Origin of the sequence: Parasphingorhabdus sp., from assembly GCF_048269915.1 — a bacterium.
In the GTDB taxonomy this organism is placed as follows: domain Bacteria; phylum Pseudomonadota; class Alphaproteobacteria; order Sphingomonadales; family Sphingomonadaceae; genus Parasphingorhabdus.
The window spans coordinates 148792-163982 of sequence record NZ_JBLWTY010000002.1 but is presented as its reverse complement, the minus strand read 5'-3'; the positions used below and the strand labels follow the sequence as shown (position 1 = coordinate 163982).

At 55.2% G+C, this 15191-nt stretch carries 20 protein-coding genes and 1 other RNA gene; 8 read left to right on the top strand and 13 right to left on the bottom strand.

Annotation, left to right across the window (positions count from 1 at the left end; translation table 11 throughout):
* Window positions 1-19 precede the first annotated feature (19 nt).
* From ssrA to mscL, 4 genes are all read right to left on the bottom strand, one after another.
* Window positions 20-410: a transfer-messenger RNA gene (gene ssrA, locus ACN0WX_RS05805) on the bottom strand.
* A gap of 69 nt (window positions 411-479) precedes the next feature.
* Complete coding sequence (locus ACN0WX_RS05800) at window positions 480-746, bottom strand: hypothetical protein (RefSeq protein WP_417621362.1); 267 nt, start codon at window positions 744-746, stop codon at window positions 480-482.
* A 160-nt stretch (window positions 747-906) separates the two neighbouring features.
* Window positions 907-1137, bottom strand: a complete 231-nt coding sequence (locus ACN0WX_RS05795; RefSeq protein WP_417621361.1) for a hypothetical protein — start codon at window positions 1135-1137, stop codon at window positions 907-909.
* A gap of 276 nt (window positions 1138-1413) precedes the next feature.
* Window positions 1414-1839: a large conductance mechanosensitive channel protein MscL gene (mscL, locus tag ACN0WX_RS05790; RefSeq protein WP_417621360.1), complete on the bottom strand. Its 426-nt coding sequence runs from the start codon at window positions 1837-1839 to the stop codon at window positions 1414-1416.
* A gap of 144 nt (window positions 1840-1983) precedes the next feature.
* Between mscL and ACN0WX_RS05785 the strand changes: the two genes are divergently transcribed.
* From ACN0WX_RS05785 to ACN0WX_RS05770, 4 genes are read left to right on the top strand one after another with little or no spacing between them, the layout of a single operon-like run.
* Complete coding sequence (locus ACN0WX_RS05785) at window positions 1984-2574, top strand: LemA family protein (RefSeq protein WP_417621359.1); 591 nt, start codon at window positions 1984-1986, stop codon at window positions 2572-2574.
* A gap of 9 nt (window positions 2575-2583) precedes the next feature.
* Complete coding sequence (locus ACN0WX_RS05780; protein ID WP_417621857.1) at window positions 2584-3417, top strand: TPM domain-containing protein; 834 nt, start codon at window positions 2584-2586, stop codon at window positions 3415-3417.
* Complete coding sequence (locus ACN0WX_RS05775) at window positions 3417-4094, top strand: TPM domain-containing protein (RefSeq protein WP_417621358.1); 678 nt, start codon at window positions 3417-3419, stop codon at window positions 4092-4094. The genes ACN0WX_RS05780 and ACN0WX_RS05775 overlap by 1 nt, the downstream gene beginning before the upstream one ends.
* Window positions 4091-4615 (top strand): NUDIX hydrolase, encoded by a 525-nt coding sequence (locus tag ACN0WX_RS05770; RefSeq protein ID WP_417621357.1) that lies wholly within the window; start codon window positions 4091-4093, stop codon window positions 4613-4615. The genes ACN0WX_RS05775 and ACN0WX_RS05770 overlap by 4 nt, the downstream gene beginning before the upstream one ends.
* A 35-nt stretch (window positions 4616-4650) precedes the next feature.
* Here the strand turns inward: ACN0WX_RS05770 and ACN0WX_RS05765 are convergent, their stop codons facing one another.
* Together ACN0WX_RS05765 and ACN0WX_RS05760 are read right to left on the bottom strand one after the other, a co-directional pair.
* The gene (locus ACN0WX_RS05765; protein ID WP_417621356.1) at window positions 4651-4929 is read right to left on the bottom strand and encodes an ETC complex I subunit; all 279 of its coding nucleotides are present in this window, start codon (window positions 4927-4929) and stop codon (window positions 4651-4653) included.
* A 24-nt stretch (window positions 4930-4953) separates the two neighbouring features.
* Entirely contained in the window at window positions 4954-5967 is a 1014-nt protein-coding gene (locus ACN0WX_RS05760) for a polyprenyl synthetase family protein (RefSeq protein ID WP_417621354.1), read from the bottom strand.
* 116 nt (window positions 5968-6083) lie between these two features.
* On the opposite strand from ACN0WX_RS05760, the gene ACN0WX_RS05755 reads away from it, so the two are divergent.
* Complete coding sequence (locus tag ACN0WX_RS05755) at window positions 6084-6368, top strand: chorismate mutase (RefSeq protein WP_417621353.1); 285 nt, start codon at window positions 6084-6086, stop codon at window positions 6366-6368.
* Here ACN0WX_RS05755 and ACN0WX_RS05750 read toward each other — a convergent pair.
* The 5 genes from ACN0WX_RS05750 to ACN0WX_RS05730 form a co-directional block, all read right to left on the bottom strand.
* Window positions 6365-7684: a sensor histidine kinase gene (locus ACN0WX_RS05750; RefSeq protein WP_417621352.1), complete on the bottom strand. Its 1320-nt coding sequence runs from the start codon at window positions 7682-7684 to the stop codon at window positions 6365-6367. The genes ACN0WX_RS05755 and ACN0WX_RS05750 overlap by 4 nt on opposite strands.
* A 95-nt stretch (window positions 7685-7779) precedes the next feature.
* On the bottom strand, window positions 7780-8445 hold the full coding sequence (locus tag ACN0WX_RS05745) for a response regulator transcription factor (protein WP_417621351.1): 666 nt from the start codon (window positions 8443-8445) through the stop codon (window positions 7780-7782).
* Window positions 8446-8537: 92 nt separating this feature from the next.
* On the bottom strand, window positions 8538-8846 hold the full coding sequence (locus tag ACN0WX_RS05740; protein ID WP_417621350.1) for a hypothetical protein: 309 nt from the start codon (window positions 8844-8846) through the stop codon (window positions 8538-8540).
* A 68-nt stretch (window positions 8847-8914) separates the two neighbouring features.
* Window positions 8915-9631 carry an SIMPL domain-containing protein gene (locus ACN0WX_RS05735; RefSeq protein WP_417621349.1) on the bottom strand — a complete coding sequence of 239 codons (717 nt, stop codon included), beginning with the start codon at window positions 9629-9631 and terminating at the stop codon, window positions 8915-8917.
* Window positions 9632-9647: 16 nt separating this feature from the next.
* Window positions 9648-10505, bottom strand: a complete 858-nt coding sequence (locus ACN0WX_RS05730) for an aminotransferase class IV (RefSeq protein ID WP_417621348.1) — start codon at window positions 10503-10505, stop codon at window positions 9648-9650.
* A gap of 127 nt (window positions 10506-10632) precedes the next feature.
* Here ACN0WX_RS05730 and ACN0WX_RS05725 point away from each other — a divergent pair, with 127 nt between their 5' ends.
* Window positions 10633-12447, top strand: coding sequence for an ABC-F family ATP-binding cassette domain-containing protein (locus tag ACN0WX_RS05725; RefSeq protein ID WP_417621347.1), 1815 nt, complete (start codon window positions 10633-10635; stop codon window positions 12445-12447).
* On the opposite strand, the gene ACN0WX_RS05720 is transcribed toward ACN0WX_RS05725, so the two are convergent.
* Complete coding sequence (locus ACN0WX_RS05720) at window positions 12448-12960, bottom strand: DUF6456 domain-containing protein (protein ID WP_417621346.1); 513 nt, start codon at window positions 12958-12960, stop codon at window positions 12448-12450.
* 86 nt (window positions 12961-13046) lie between these two features.
* Between ACN0WX_RS05720 and ACN0WX_RS05715 the strand changes: the two genes are divergently transcribed.
* The gene (locus ACN0WX_RS05715) at window positions 13047-13610 is read left to right on the top strand and encodes a helix-turn-helix domain-containing protein (RefSeq protein WP_417621345.1); all 564 of its coding nucleotides are present in this window, start codon (window positions 13047-13049) and stop codon (window positions 13608-13610) included.
* 24 nt (window positions 13611-13634) lie between these two features.
* Entirely contained in the window at window positions 13635-14813 is a 1179-nt protein-coding gene (locus tag ACN0WX_RS05710; RefSeq protein WP_417621344.1) for a glycosyltransferase, read from the top strand.
* Here the strand turns inward: ACN0WX_RS05710 and ACN0WX_RS05705 are convergent.
* On the bottom strand, window positions 14810-15190 hold the full coding sequence (locus tag ACN0WX_RS05705; RefSeq protein WP_417621343.1) for an Mth938-like domain-containing protein: 381 nt from the start codon (window positions 15188-15190) through the stop codon (window positions 14810-14812). The two genes, ACN0WX_RS05710 and ACN0WX_RS05705, sit on opposite strands and share 4 nt — an antisense overlap.
* Window position 15191: the final 1 nt, after the last annotated feature.

Here is a 15191-nt window from a genome sequence, read left to right as displayed (position 1 = left end):
CATCAATATGGGCGGAAATAGTGGAAGGCTTCTGTTGCCCGGCGCCTTCCAAACCGCTGAATTCCCTTCTGTTGCCCGGTGGGTTCAACCGCGCGTAGCTTTCTAACTTATGACCGTGAGGTCAATGGGTTAGGCAGCAATAGCGAGTGCTTCGTTATCGTTTGCACTTATAGGTTTTGAGCAATCACGGCATACTCAGGCCGGGTAAAAATGAAGCTTTTGAACACCCGTCGATCCTAGTTCGGCCCCATCAACCAAGGCGTCTCGCATCCCTGCAAATCGCCTCAAATGGTGGAGCCGCCGGGTACTGCCCCCGGGTCCGTAGTGTCTATTACACACCATAATTTATCACCATAGTCCGCCGAAGCAGACAGACCCTATATAGGGATATATTCCTGAATGAACAGTGGACAGACAAGAAAAAGGGCCAACCGGTCTCCCGGTTGACCCTCCTCTAGTTCCCCGAAGGGAAATCGGTATTACTGGGCGAGAAGGCCTTCTTCTTCGTCAGCTTTGTCTTCCAGGGCATCAGCCTTGTCTTCCATCGCCTCAGCTTTGTCTTCCAGCATCTCTTCGCCCGCTTCGGTCGGAGCTGCATCTGCAGCTTCATCCAGACGGTCAGCTTCCATTTCGGCTTCCTGCGCCTGCAGTTCGGTCTCCGTTTCGGCGCCGCTGGTATCTTCCTGCGCACAGGCACTCAGTGCCAAAGCAGCTGAAGACGCGGTCAAAATCATCAATTTACGCATAATAATCCCTCATTGTTTTGAAGGAGCGAAAAAAAGCTCCTCCGGGGAGGCCAACGCCTCGACAATCAATCGGTTCCCGAGAATATAAAAAAAAAGGGCCAACCAGTTTCCTGGTTGACCCTCCTCTAGTTCCCCAAAGGGAATTTCAGATAGTATAAGCTTACTCAGCAACTGCTTCTTCTGCAGGTGCAGCAGCTTCTTCTGCAGGAGCAGCTTCAGCGGTTGCTTCTTCAGTCGCAGGAGCAACTTCTTCAGTAGCCATGGCATCTTCAGCAGGTGCAACTTCTTCGGTTGCAGCTTCGTCGGTTACCGCAGCGTCTTCAGCTGGAGCATTGCAAGCACTCAAAGCGAATACGGCTGCCGATGCAGCCAAAACAGCGAATTTACGCATAATAATTAGTCCCCTATAGTCATTCAAATCAGCTGAGAATCAAACCAGCTGAGCGGGCCTATAGGAGCGAAAAATACGAATGTATCTCGAAAAATGAAGATTTTAATTATCTTATTGAAATATTTGAATTAATATTCAGTTTTGCGCGCTATTTTCGCCGACTCTGCCGGGATCAGCAGAAGCTTTGGGAACAAAAGAAATCGCCCCTTTTGAAAAGCATGTTTTACGCCGGGTAAATCACGCTTCAAAAGGGGCGAAATCAGCTGTCTCAAATTGCTATTTTTTCAGGCTGTCGCGAATTTCTGTCAACAGGTCAATTTCGCTTGGTCCTGTATCTTCAGCTTCCTCTTCCGCTTTCTTCATCACCTTATTGGCGTAACGGACGATCATGAAAATGATGAAAGCAAGAATGACGAAGTTGATCACAACGGTCAGAAACTGACCCCAACCAAGCATCGGTACGCCCGCTTCTTTCAGTGCTGCATAGTCGGTCATCGCGCCAGCATAATCGGCAGGCGGCGAACCCAAGAGAATGAACATTCCCGAGAAATCCGGAACACCGATTATTGCACTGACAATCGGCATGATCACATCTTCGGTCAATGATGTGGTAATCGTCGCAAATGCTGCGCCGATAATTACTGCAACAGCCAGATCGAGTACATTCCCCTTCAGAATAAATTCTTTAAATTCACTAAACATATTAACTCCCTTCCCATATTTAACGGTGTGTAAATGTATGAAAAATCAAAAATTGTCGAGTGAAGTTGTTGCAAAAGCGACTATTGATACCTATTTTTACAACATGGTGCGGCCAATGGCCGTGTGGACGGAGGGATTTCAAATATGCTGAATAAATTGACCAAATTTCTGATGATTCCGGCTTTGGCGCTGTCTCTGAGCGCCTGCGGAATCAACAGCGTGCCAACGGCAGAAGAAAATGCGAAAGCAAAATGGGCTGACGTCGAAAGCACCTATCAGCGCCGCGCCGATCTCATCCCGAATCTGGTAGAAACCGTGAAAGGCTTTGCCGCGCAAGAGCAAGACACACTAACTGCCGTGGTTGAAGCCCGGGCAAAAGCAACTTCCATTCAGCTCAGTGCCGATGATCTTGGCGATGCCGCAAAGGTTCAGGAATTTGCAGCAGCCCAAGGCGCACTCTCACAGGGGCTTGGCCGCCTGATGGCAACCGTCGAAGCTTATCCGGATCTCAAATCCAACCAGAATTTCCTGGCCCTGCAAAGCCAGCTGGAAGGCACGGAAAACCGCATCAATGTCGCCCGGCGCGATTATAATGAAGCGGTCCGCGAATATAATACAACGATCCGCACCTTCCCTGATATTATCGGCGCGAAAATCATTCATGGTGCGGAACCGATGGAGCCATTTCAGGCTACAACAGAAGGCGCGGAAGAAGCACCTGAAGTGAAATTCTAATCAGCAATGATGGCCCTGGTCCGCAAACCGCTAAAAGCATTTCTGCTAATATTGATCGTCGCTTCACTGGCGGCGATCAATCCGGCATTGGCCCAAAATTTCCCGGAACTTTCCGGCCGGGTTGTCGATCAGGCGGATTTACTTGATCCTGCGCAGGAAGCCGAACTCACAGCGAGGCTTGCCGCGCTGGAAACCCAATCCAATCGCCAGCTTGTCGTAGCGACGGTAAACAGCCTCGAGGGCTATGATATCGAAAGCTACGGCTATCAGCTCGGGCGCACATGGGGCATTGGCCAAGACGGCGAAGGGGAGACCGAGAAGGACAATGGCCTGATCCTGCTGGTCGCCCCCAACGAACGCAAGGTGCGGATTGAAGTGGGCTACGGACTTGAAGGCATTATGACCGACGCCCTGTCGAGCATCATCATCCAGAACGATATCCTGCCCGAGTTCCGCAACAACAATATGGCGAGCGGCATTATTGCCGGTGTGAACCGGATTTCGACCCAATTGACGCTTCCGGAAGACGAGGCGCGGCTGATCGCTCAGGATGCGGGCCAGCGATCAAACGAGGACGGTGGCGAGAATATTGGCCTCATGATCTTCTGGCTGGTCATTCTGGTATTCTTTGTCATCATCCCGATGTTCTCAAGCCGCAAAGGTCGCCGCTATCGCGGTGGAGCCGGTCCGGTGATTATCTGGGGAGGCTCCGGTTTCGGCGGTGGTAGCAGGGGCGGAGGTTTTGGAGGCGGCAGCTTTGGCGGCGGCTTCGGTGGCGGCGGTGGCAGCTTCGGTGGCGGCGGTGGCAGCTTCGGTGGCGGCGGCGCATCGGGGGGCTGGTAATGGGAAAAGTGAACCAATTTACTCCGGACGATCACAAGATCGTCACATCCGCAGTGTCGCTGGCGGAAAAAACCACGGATGGCGAAATCGTCACCATCGTGACGGGGGAATCCGATCATTATGGCGATATCGCCTGGGCTATATCCGGGCTGGTCGCATTGACCGCATTGCTGTTGGTCAGCCTGTTCCCGGAACTCTATCTCGGCATCATCGACTGGCTGGCTGGCGGCTGGAGCGGTATCACCGCCCTCCCCTATTGGGCGCTGTTTGTTTTTACCGCGCTAAAATTTTTCGGAACACGGCTGGTCCTGATCTGGAAGCCTTTGCTCTTCATCCTCATTCCACCGCCAATCAAAAAAGCGCGTGTGCGCAGGCGGGCGATATCCTTGTTCCGGGTTTCGACCGACCATCGCACGGTCGGGCGCACCGGGATATTGCTCTATCTTTCGATGCGCGAACATCGCGCGGAGATTGTTGCCGATGAAGCGATTGTCGAAAAAGTGGAACCCACGGTATGGGGCGACGCAATGGTTGCCCTGATTGATCTGGTGCGCGGGGGACAACCGGGAGAAGGCATGGCTGAAGCGGTTCGAAAAATGGGCATCGTTCTGGCCGCACAATTCCCCAAAACAGACCAGAATCCAAATGAATTGCCCGACAGGCTGATCGAACTTTGAGCGCCGCTGACGACGCAGATATTGAAATCATGTGGGAAGGTCGGTTCATCACCGCCAAACGCGAAGGCAAGTGGGAATATGTTTCGCGCAGTCGTGGTATCAAGGCTGCGGTTATTCTCGCGATCGACGAAGGGCATGTCCTGCTGGTCGAGCAATATCGTGTCCCTCTCGGCAAAAACTGTCTGGAGCTCCCCGCCGGGCTGGTTGGCGATCATGATCATAATGGCGATGAAGATGCGTCGCTGGCAGCGATCCGCGAACTGGAAGAAGAGACCGGCTATCGCGCCGAAACCATGAAAGATTGCGGCGAATATTATTCTTCGCCGGGAATGGTGTCGGAGAGTTTTTCGTTTTTCAAAGCCGGCGGCTTGACAAAAGTTAGTGAAGGCGGCGGCGTGGATGGGGAAAACATCACTGTTCACCGCGTTGCATTGCCGGAACTAGCCAATTTTATCGAGCAGAAACGCCGTAAAGGTGTAGGAATAGACGTCAAACTATTGCTGTTTTTTCCGGCCCACTAGCAAATGCTCCAGCTCTGCTGAAGCAGGAGAATAGATTAGCGAAAATTATCCGCATAGGCTTGAATCTTGAGTTTCTTTTCCGGCGTTGCGACGACCAAGAATATGATCCCGTATTTCTCGGCATAGGCTTTTGCCGCCTCACAGGATGGAAAAGTCAGCTTCACCTGGCGCTGCGTATCACCGGACCCTGCCCAACCAGTCAACGGATCGGGTTTACGAGCTTCTGCCGGTTCAAATTCCAGCACCCATTTGTCGGTTAGCGCCCTGCCCGATTGCATGGCATTTCTCGGGATTTGATAAATTCGTGCGGCCATGGTCTGTTCCTGTCTTGGACGGCCTCAATAGGCCCGCGAAATGGCAAATTCAACCGCTTCCGTCATCGCATCTCGTGCTTTGCCGGAAGCAAAAATACCCAATGCATCAATCGCCCGCTGGCCATAATGCCGGGCCCGCGACATTGTGTCATCAATCGCACCCGTCGAGCGCAGCAAGCCGGTTGCCCGGGCGAGGTCATCATCGGAAGATTTGTGCCCGATGATCGCATCTTTCCAGAATTTGCGATCTTCCTCATTGCCGCGCGCATAGGCGAGGATGACTGGCAATGTTACCTTGCCTTCGCGGAAATCATCACCGGCATCCTTGCCCATAGTTTCGCTGTCCGAGGAATAATCGATCGCATCGTCAACCAGTTGAAAGGCAATGCCGAGATTTCGGCCATAGCTGTCGAGCGCCAGTTCGGTCTCTTCATCACATTCCGCGACAACCGCTGAAATTCGGCTTGCAGCGGCGAACAGAGCGGCCGTCTTGGCCCCGATGATATCAAGATAACGGTCTTCGCTGGTATCAACCTTGCGCTGGGCGGTGAGCTGGTGAACCTCCCCTTCGGCGATCACCGCCGAGGCGTTGGACAGGATCTTGAGTACCTTTAACGAGCCATCTTCGACCATCAGCTCAAAGGCGCGGCTGAACAGAAAGTCACCGACCAATACCGTGGCCGGATTGCCGAAAATCAGATTTGCTGCCGTTTTCCCGCGGCGCAAATCCGAACCATCGACAACATCATCATGAAGCAGGGTGGCAGTGTGAATAAACTCCACCGCCGCTGCAAGTTTATAGTGGCGGTCACCCGAATAGCCGATCAACTTTGCCGCTGCCAGTGTCAGCATCGGGCGCATCCGCTTGCCACCCCCGGCGATAAGATGTCCGGCAAGTTCCGGGATCAGCGGGATTTCCGACTGCATCCGATCCAGAATAACACTATTGACCTGATTCATGTCGCTGGCGACCAGTGACATGATGGGTTCGAGAGATGGGGCGGTGTCCCGCCCGAGATGATGGACCGTTGCTGACATGTTGCACCGGATGTGGCAAGTCACTAGGGATAAGGCAAGTGAAATAAGGCCTCTAACGGTTGCGTCCTGCGGAAGCAGGGCGATATTCTCGACAGGCAGAAATCGGACGGCAAACCATGGACGAAAAGCTGAAACAATATCGCGAAAGCATCGACAATATCGATGCGGCATTGGTTTTCATGCTGGCAGAACGCTTCAAGGTGACCCAGGCAGTCGGGGAATATAAGGCCAGAAACAGCCTTCCGCCCGCCGACGGTACGCGCGAAACGGAACAAATTGCCCGGCTGCGCCAGCTTGCAAGTGACGCCCATCTTGATCCCGAGTTCTCGGAAAAATTCCTGCGCTTCATCATTGACGAAGTGATTCGCCACCACGAACGGATTCGGGAGGAGTCGGACTAAGAAGCGGCCTGCTCCGATCGCGGCAATCTCAATCGTACCAACAAGCCGCCCAGATCCTCGCTTTCTTCCAGCGACACCGATCCGTCATAGATTTCCGCCACATCCCGGACAATCGCCAGCCCCAGCCCGGTCCCCGGCTTGCCGCTATCCAGCCGCACGCCGCGATCGAATATCCGCTGGCGTTCAGCTTCGGGAATCCCGCGACCGTCATCTTCAATCAACAATTCGACATATTCATCACCGCATTCGACGGTAATAAAGACGCTGCCACCACCATATTTAGCGGCATTCTCGACAAGATTTCCGATCATTTCATCCAGGTCCTGGCGCTCAACCGACGCGACGGCATCCTTGTCGCCATCAATATCGATTCGAACATGAGGATATAGCCGTCCGACGGCACGCTCGACCGCCTGCAGGCTTTGCCAGACCTTGGCCCGGCTATGAGCGTGTCCGCGGCGGCCTACGGCACGCGCGCGGGCGAGATGATGATCGACCTGCCGCCGCATCACACCGGCTTCGCGAATCACCGTGTCGGCCAGATCATCGGCTTTGGCGGTGGCGCTGTTCATGATGACTGTGAGCGGGGTTTTCAGGGCATGAGCCAGATTGCCGGCGTGCCGCCGCGCTTCCTCTGCCTGTTTTTCATTATGGTCGAGCAAGGCGTTGAGTTCGTCGACCATTGGCGTGACTTCATTCGGCATCGGTTCGACCACGCGGCGCTGCTGGCCGGTTCGCATCGCCGCAATAGCACTGCGAATCTTGCGGAGCGGCCACAGGCCATAAAGCGTCTGCAGAGCAGCCATGCCAATCAAGCCGAGTGCGAGGATCAGGAAACTATTGACCAATATCGAACGAATATTGGCTATCTGGGCGTCCAGCCCATCGCGGCTTTGCGCGACCTGAAACAGCCATTTTGTTTCGGAATCCGGCAGAATTATTGTCCGTTCGAGTACTCGCAGTGGTTCATCCGGAAATTGCCCGCTGTCGTAGATGTGGGTTTCACGATCATCATGGGCGATGTTCGATTCCAGTGTGCGGTCCCATAGCGAGCGGGATGGAAAATCATCATGACCCTTGCCGCTGATCTGCCAGTAAAGACCGCTGCTGGGCTCCAGAAAGCGCTGGTCACCCAGCGGTCGATTGAGAAAAACCTCGCCATCGGGCCCGATCTCCGCCGACGCAATCATCGCCGTCAGCACATATTCCAGCTGATTGTCGAAATTGCGGGTTACCGCGTCATTTAGAACGCGGTCCAGCGCGAAACCACCGACGAACAGCAGAATGCCAATCCAGGCTGCAGCAATCCCGATCATCCGCCGGCCCAGCGAGCCGGTGGTCTGTGTGCCTAGCCGAGAATGGGTTGTCGGTGCCTGTTCATCGACCGGAAGATCTATCTGGCTTGGCTCATTCAGGCTTCGGGATCCTCTAGACTATAGCCGAGCCCCCGGATGGTCGAAATCACGTCCGCCCCCAGTTTCTTGCGGATACGGGTCACAAAGACTTCGATCGTGTTGGAATCGCGGTCGAAATCCTGATCATAAATATGCTCGATCAGCTCCGTGCGCGATACCACCTTGCCCTTGTGATGCATCAGGTAGGAGAGCAGCTTATATTCCTGCGCCGTCAGCTTGACCGGACTGCCATCCAGCGTCACTTTCCCCGATCGCGTGTCGAGACGCACAGGCCCTGCGGTCAATTCCGAGGACGCATTGCCCGAAGCACGGCGGATAAGCGCGCGAAGCCGGGCAATCAATTCTTCGGTCTGGAACGGTTTTGCGAGATAGTCATCCGCTCCGGCATCCAGTCCGGCGACCTTGTCCGACCAGCTGTCGCGAGCGGTCAGAACCAATACCGGAAAATTACGCTCTTCCTTGCGCCAGCGGTCGAGTACCGTCAGACCGTCAATTTCCGGCAGGCCCAGGTCGAGGATCACCGCGTCATAATCTTCGGTCGAGCCCATGAAATGGCCGTCTTCGCCATCTGTCGAGAGATCAATGGCATAGCCATTGGCTTCCAGAGTCGATTTGAGCTGCTGTCCCAGCGTGGGTTCGTCTTCAACGATCAAGACGCGCATGGCTGTCCTCCGCAATAATGCTTGTTCATCTGGAATAGCCTATATCAACATCCCGACGACGCACAATGATTTAGAAAATTGGCAAATTTTGTCTAGCGAGACTCGCGCAAGATCGCACCGGTTCTACCATCGACATCCACAAATACGACCCGGCCGTCGCGGATGAATTTCAGCCGATAAACCTGAGCTGACGGATCAAATTCCGGACCGAGATATTGGCTGTCCGACATTTGCGGCAATATGCGGTTTTCGATCGAGCGCAACGACTTCACCTTCCCCGCCATCATCTGCGCGCGCGCATCATTTTGCTCACTGCGTCGATCCTTGGCCAAAGCTGATTGCGGCGCAACGGCCATAAAACCGAGCGCAAGAAGGGGCAAAAAGGTGAAATTCTTCAACATACCTCCCCTCCTAGGCGCGGCGGTTTTAACATCACGTGAATAGCAGGTTCAGACTACAGGCGACCAAGCTACCGAGTCATTTCATAGGTCAGGCTGAGCGAAACCACCGTGCCCACCTGTCCCGGAGCGACCGGGGGTGATCCAGCCGACTCAGCGAAACTGTTCATCCGCATCATCGGTGCATCGGACTGGTGCGACATGCCTTCGCTGATCGAAAGCACCCGGACACCGGTATATCCTTCGGACCGCGCATAGCTCATCGCCCGTGCTTTGGCACTGGCGAGCGCCCGTTCCCGTGCAACTTCCTTCAGCTTGCTGTCATCGCTGATCGAGAATGAGGGACCATTTAAATTGGTGGCCCCACTGCTGACAATCGCATCAAGAATCTGGCCCAGCTTTGATATATCGCGCACCGTCGCAGACACTTGGTTGGAAACAACATAGCCAACAAAGCGGTTCTCCCGGCTTTCCTGATCATAATCATAATCCGCACGCAGATTAATGCCGGTGGTCTGGATATCCTTTTCGGCAATGCCCAGCGACTTGAGCCGATCGATCACCTTCCGCGCCTGCACCGAATTGTCGCGTAGCGCTTGCGTCGCGGTCTTCGCTTTAGATTCTACGCCGGTGCTGAAGGTAGCCGTATCCGGCGCGCTATCGACCTGTTCTGATACGCTGAGTTCTATCACCGGATTCTGGGCAACGATCTCGACATTCGCGGCTTGCGCGACGTTCATCGGGGTAAATACCAAGGCTGCTCCGGCCAGTAAGATCGAAAATTTCATATTAATCTCCATAAATTCAATTCTTTATAGACGAAGCTCTCTGAACGGCAGCTAAATAGTTTTGCCGGATTTTTCTGGTCCGTTCACCCGGCCGTCCGTCACCGATCTTATGGCCGTCAATCTCAACGACCGGCATGATCAGCAATGTTGACGATGTTACAAAGGCTTCAGCCGCGTTTTTTGCTTCGTCAATCGAGAAAGCGCGCTCCTCGACCGTTAGTTCCATGGATTTTGCCTGTTCGAACATTTCGATACGCGTAACCCCGGGCAAGATGCGGCGGTCCAGTTGATGCGAAATCAGTGCGCCATCCTGGCTAATGATATGCGCATTCTGGGAGGTTCCTTCGGTAATCATCTCATCCTGCGTCATCCAGACATCGTCGACTCCTGCTGCCACAGCCTCCATTTTCATGAGCGATGCATAGAGCAGTTGAGTGGTCTTGATATCGCATCTTTGCCAGCGCAGATCCGGCCGGGTGATGATCGTCATGCCGCGGTCAGCCAAAGAATTTTCGATCAGCACACGTTTCTGGGCAAAGGCAAATATTGTCGGAGCCGTATCCGGTGGTGGCCAGCGATATTCCCGCTCGTCCATCACTCCGCGTGATACCTGAAGATAGATCAGGCCTTCGCACAGATCATTTTCCGCTATCAGATTGGCCGATATGGATGACCAGTCGGCAAAAGCGTTGATTGAAAGTTCGCCGAGTGATCGTTCCAGACGGGAAATATGGCGCGGCATATCAATCAACTGGCCGTCGATAACGGAAATCACTTCATAGACCGCATCGGAAAACAGCAGTCCCCGGTCCAATACGGAAATTTTGGCGGACGGCTTTGGGACATATTCGCCGTTCAGATAGACTGTTTCCACCGCGCTTACCTATTCCCGAAATACAATTTATGTCCCTACCAATCCGATATGGGGCGGCAGGTCAATGGCCTTTGATCAAAAGAGAAGACTTGAGCGAAAGCCCGCTTGGCCCTAACGCCCGGGAACCATGGCTCAACCCCCGATCTTCGCATATGAAAACCTGTCCCTCCACCAGGGGGAAGGCTGGCTGTTTGAAAATCTCGACCTGCATGTCGGGCCGCGGGACCGGCTCGCCCTGATTGGCCGCAACGGTGCCGGAAAAACTACGCTCCTGCGCCTGATTGCCAATCAGATTGAAGCGGACAAGGGCCAGCGGATGGTCCAGCCGGGCACCAATATCGTCTATCTCGAACAGGAACCCGATTTCACGCCATTTGAAACTTTGCGCGACTTCGCCATATCGGGCGAGCATGGCCCTGCCCTCCACGAAGTCGAAGCCATTGCCGATCAATTGGGTACCGACCTGTCGACCCGCGCGGCAAAAGCCAGCGGCGGGGAGAAACGCCGGGCAGCAATATGCCGGGCACTGGCATCCGATCCGGACCTGCTTCTGCTGGACGAGCCGACCAACCACCTTGATCTCGGCGCGATTGACTGGCTGGAAGACTGGCTGGGCCGTTACAAGGGGGCATTCATTACCATATCCCATGACCGAACCTTCCTGACCCGGTTGACCAAACAGACGATCTGGCTGGATCGCGGCGCGCTGCGGAGGCAGGAAATCGGTTTCGGCGGCTATGACGCCTGGATGGAGAAAATCCATGCAGATGAGGCACAGGCTGCCAGCAGGATTGACGCCAAGCTGAAAATCGAAGCGCGCTGGCTGGAACGCGGCGTCACCGCGCGGCGCAAGCGCAATCAGGGACGTCTCGAAAAACTGTGGGAGATGCGCGCTGCCCGGGCGGCGATGATCGGCCCCACAGGCACCGCAAATCTCAAGATCCAGAGTGATGACAGCCGCACCAAATCGGTCATCACCGCGGAGCATATCTCCAAGTCATTCGGAGAAGGCGAGAATCAGCGCCAGATCATCCGGGATTTTTCCTTGCGCATCCAGCGCGGTGACCGGATCGGGATCGTCGGCGCCAATGGTGCCGGTAAAACCACGCTGCTGAAGATGCTCACCGGCGAATTGCAGCCGGATAGCGGCAAGGTAACCCTCGCCAAGACTCTCAACGGCGTGTTTATCGATCAACAGCGCAGCCTGCTCGAAGACAATAAAACAGTCCGTGACGTGCTTGCCGATGGCAGCGACTGGATCGATGTGCGCGGCGAGAAAAAACATGTGCAAGGCTATCTCAAGGAATTCCTCTTTGCACCGTCGCTGATCGACGCCAAAGTCGGTACATTGTCCGGCGGCGAACAGTCACGCCTGCTACTGGCCCGCGAATTTGCGCGGATGTCCAATCTGCTGGTTCTCGATGAACCAACCAATGATCTCGACCTCGAGACGCTTGATCTCTTGCAGGAAGTGATTGCCGATTATGAAGGCACCGTCCTGCTGGTGAGCCATGACCGCGATTTTCTTGATCGCACGGTAACGGTCACGCTTGGCCTTGATGGCAGCGGCATGGTCGACATTGTTGCGGGTGGTTACGCAGAATGGGAACAACAGCGTAAAGACAGGACTTCTCCGAAAAAATCAGCCAGCGGACAGAAAAATCCATCCGGCCAGCAACCTCGGCGCTCTGCCAGCTCAGCCAAAAAGCTGAGCTACAAGGATCAACGCGACTTTGATCTTTTGCCAAAGCGGATCGAGGCGATCGAAGCCCGAATTGTTGAAATCGAAACGTTGCTCGCCGACCCTGATCTTTATGCGAAAGATTTCGCCACTTTTGAGAAGCTGACTCAGGAAAACAGCACTCTGATAGAAGAGAAAGACACTGCCGAGATGCGGTGGCTGGAACTGGCGGAGGAAGTCGAACGCCTGCAAAATCCTTGATCAGCCCGGCAGACGGTAATGGATTGCCAGCCGGTCCAATGCTATCTTCAGTACCAATTTGCCCGATCGTGCAGGCCAACCAAGACTTTTCTCCGCTACCGGAATCCCCTCCCCGCCGCAGATGATCCGCCAGGCAATATCGCAAAGATCACTGCCGAGATAGTCAATCGCATTGTCAAACCGCTGCTTTGCGGTGAGTTGCGCCTCGGTTTCATTCAGCATCGCCGGTACGCCGCGTTTGCCGCCCGCAACCGGCGAGCCATCCCAGCGCATCGTGATCCGGGGGGCCAGATTGGCTCTTTCCCAATCCGCCCGAAGCCTCTCCCCCGCATCAAACTGCCGATCGGAAAGATGGCCTCTTGCGTGAAGCCAGCCCAGGGGCGATTCAGAGAGATTGACCGAGACGCTCCGTCGCAGTTTGCGTTTCGGGTCCCGTTCCTCTCCATCCTGAGGAAGCGCACGTTCGGCGAGTAACCGGGGGTCGGAACGAGTGGCGGCGGGTTTGGCTGGCATGTTATCTCCTGAATTGCGGGCTTCTCACTTGCCATTTTGGCGATATTGTAGGAAAGGATAAAACCATATAGGTTTGGAGATAGAAGTTGATCAGCCGTATCAGAGAGGTTCGCAAGGGCAAGGGCTTGACGCTGGAGGATGTGGCGAAACGCTGTAAACCGCCGACCACAGCGCAGACTATCGGACGACTGGAGACCGGGGCGCGAACGCTCTCGCTAGGCTGGTTAAACCGGATTGCCAATGCCTTGGCCGTCGACAGCGCCGCGCTCCTGTCCTTGCCGGATCAGGAAGAACTGCCAGTAGCGGCCATACTGGATCACAAAGGCGCGCATGCCCTCGAAAAGCCCGAAAATATCTATCAGCCCGCGATCGAACCGGCGATGGTCGCACTTCGCGTTAAAAGCAGCATCGGTGATTATCGTGCGGGTGACGATATCTGGTTGTCGCGACGAACGCCCGACCAGTATAGCGGCGCACTCAACCGGGATGTCCTGGTTCCCCGGCCCGCGGGGCGTTACATATTTGGGCGCCTGATCGGTCGCGAAGCCAGTCGTCTGCAAATTCTCCCGCTCGGTAGCGGCGCACGGCAGCAGATCGTTAGTGACCCCGAGTGGATCGGGGTAGCTGTTCGGCTGGTAAGGGAGCTTTAGGACCGAGGTGCTAGGAAGCCTGTCATGACCGCTCGGCTCCATATCCTGACTTTGTCGACCTTGTTTCCCAATGCGGCGACACCAAATTTTGGCATATTTGTGGAACGGCAAGCCGTAGAACTGGCCAGTCGAACGGCAGCCCGAGTGACGGTCGTCAATCCGGTCGGAATGCCGCCCTGGCCCTTAAGCAGCCACCGGAAATATCAGGGACTGAGCGCTCTACCCGAGCATGAAGCGTGGCGCGGACTCGACGTCTGCCGTCCCCGGTTCACCCTGATCCCGAAGATCAGTGGTGCCAGCAATCCCCGGCGGATTGCCAGCGCAATATTGCCGCTGGTTAAAAAGCTGCACGCAGAGACTCCCATCGACGTGATCGACGCGGAATTTTTCTATCCTGACGGGCCGGCCGCGATGCGACTGGCAGAGGCACTCGGCATTCCCTTTACCATCAAGGCGCGCGGGGCGGATATCCACCACTGGGGCGACGATCCCAAATGCCGGGATCAGCTTCTAAAGGCAGCGGAAAAGGCCAGTGCATTGCTGGCCGTCTCGGATGCGCTGAAGCAGGATATGATCACTCTGGGCATGGATAGCGGTAAAATTGCCGTCCATTATACCGGACTGGATCAGGACAAATTCTTCCCCGTTGATCGGGATGCAGCAAAGCGGGAACTGGGCGTCAAAGGTCCGCTATTCATCACCACCGGCGCACTGATCGCCCGCAAGAACCAAGATTTGGCAATCCGCACGATGGTACATTTCCCCGACGCGCATCTGATGCTGGCCGGCGACGGGGAAGAAGAGGATAATTACCGCGCCCTCGCCAATCAGTTGGGGGTTGCAGACCGCGTCCGTTTTCTGGGCAGCGTGCCGCATGAGAATATCCCGCGCATGACCGCAGCCGCTGACATCGCCATTCTTGTGTCCAAGTCGGAAGGGCTGGCCAATGCCTGGGTCGAGGCGCTTGCGTGCGGCACGCCGGTGATTATCAGCGAAGCGGGTGGAGCGCGGGAACTGGTGACCGGTCCCGCTGCCGGACGGATTGTTGAGCAGAATGTCGAAGCGATTGTTCACGCTGCAAAAACGATATTGGCGGAACCGCCCAGCCAAGAAGCGGTCCGATCATCGGTCCGCCAGTTTAGCTGGAAAAGCAACGGCGATCAGCTGCTGGCCATATTGCGCAAAGCGGCTGGAAAATCCTAACCAATCGGTAGAAAGGCGCCAACGATCCAGCGTTCTTCGGCGCGCAGAACGCCCCAGGTCCGCGCGGCGGCGCGGCTATCCATCACTTCCAGACCCATGCCAGCAGATGCCAGCTTGCGACGGAAGGCTGCCGATGGCTGCACCATGGACGAACCACTGCCCAGCAACAGAAATTCCGGAGCAGGAGACAGGTTCAAGCGGGCCAGAATCTGTTCCAGATCGATTTCATCGAGACTTCCAGCGGCCCAGTCCAGCGCCTGCTCGGGGGAAATCAGCAACCCGCCATCAAAGCGCTGATCGCCGATCTTGAAGCCCGCAGACGTAAATCCGGTGACTACCGGACCGACAAACTCGACATCCTTGCGCAATTCTACCAAG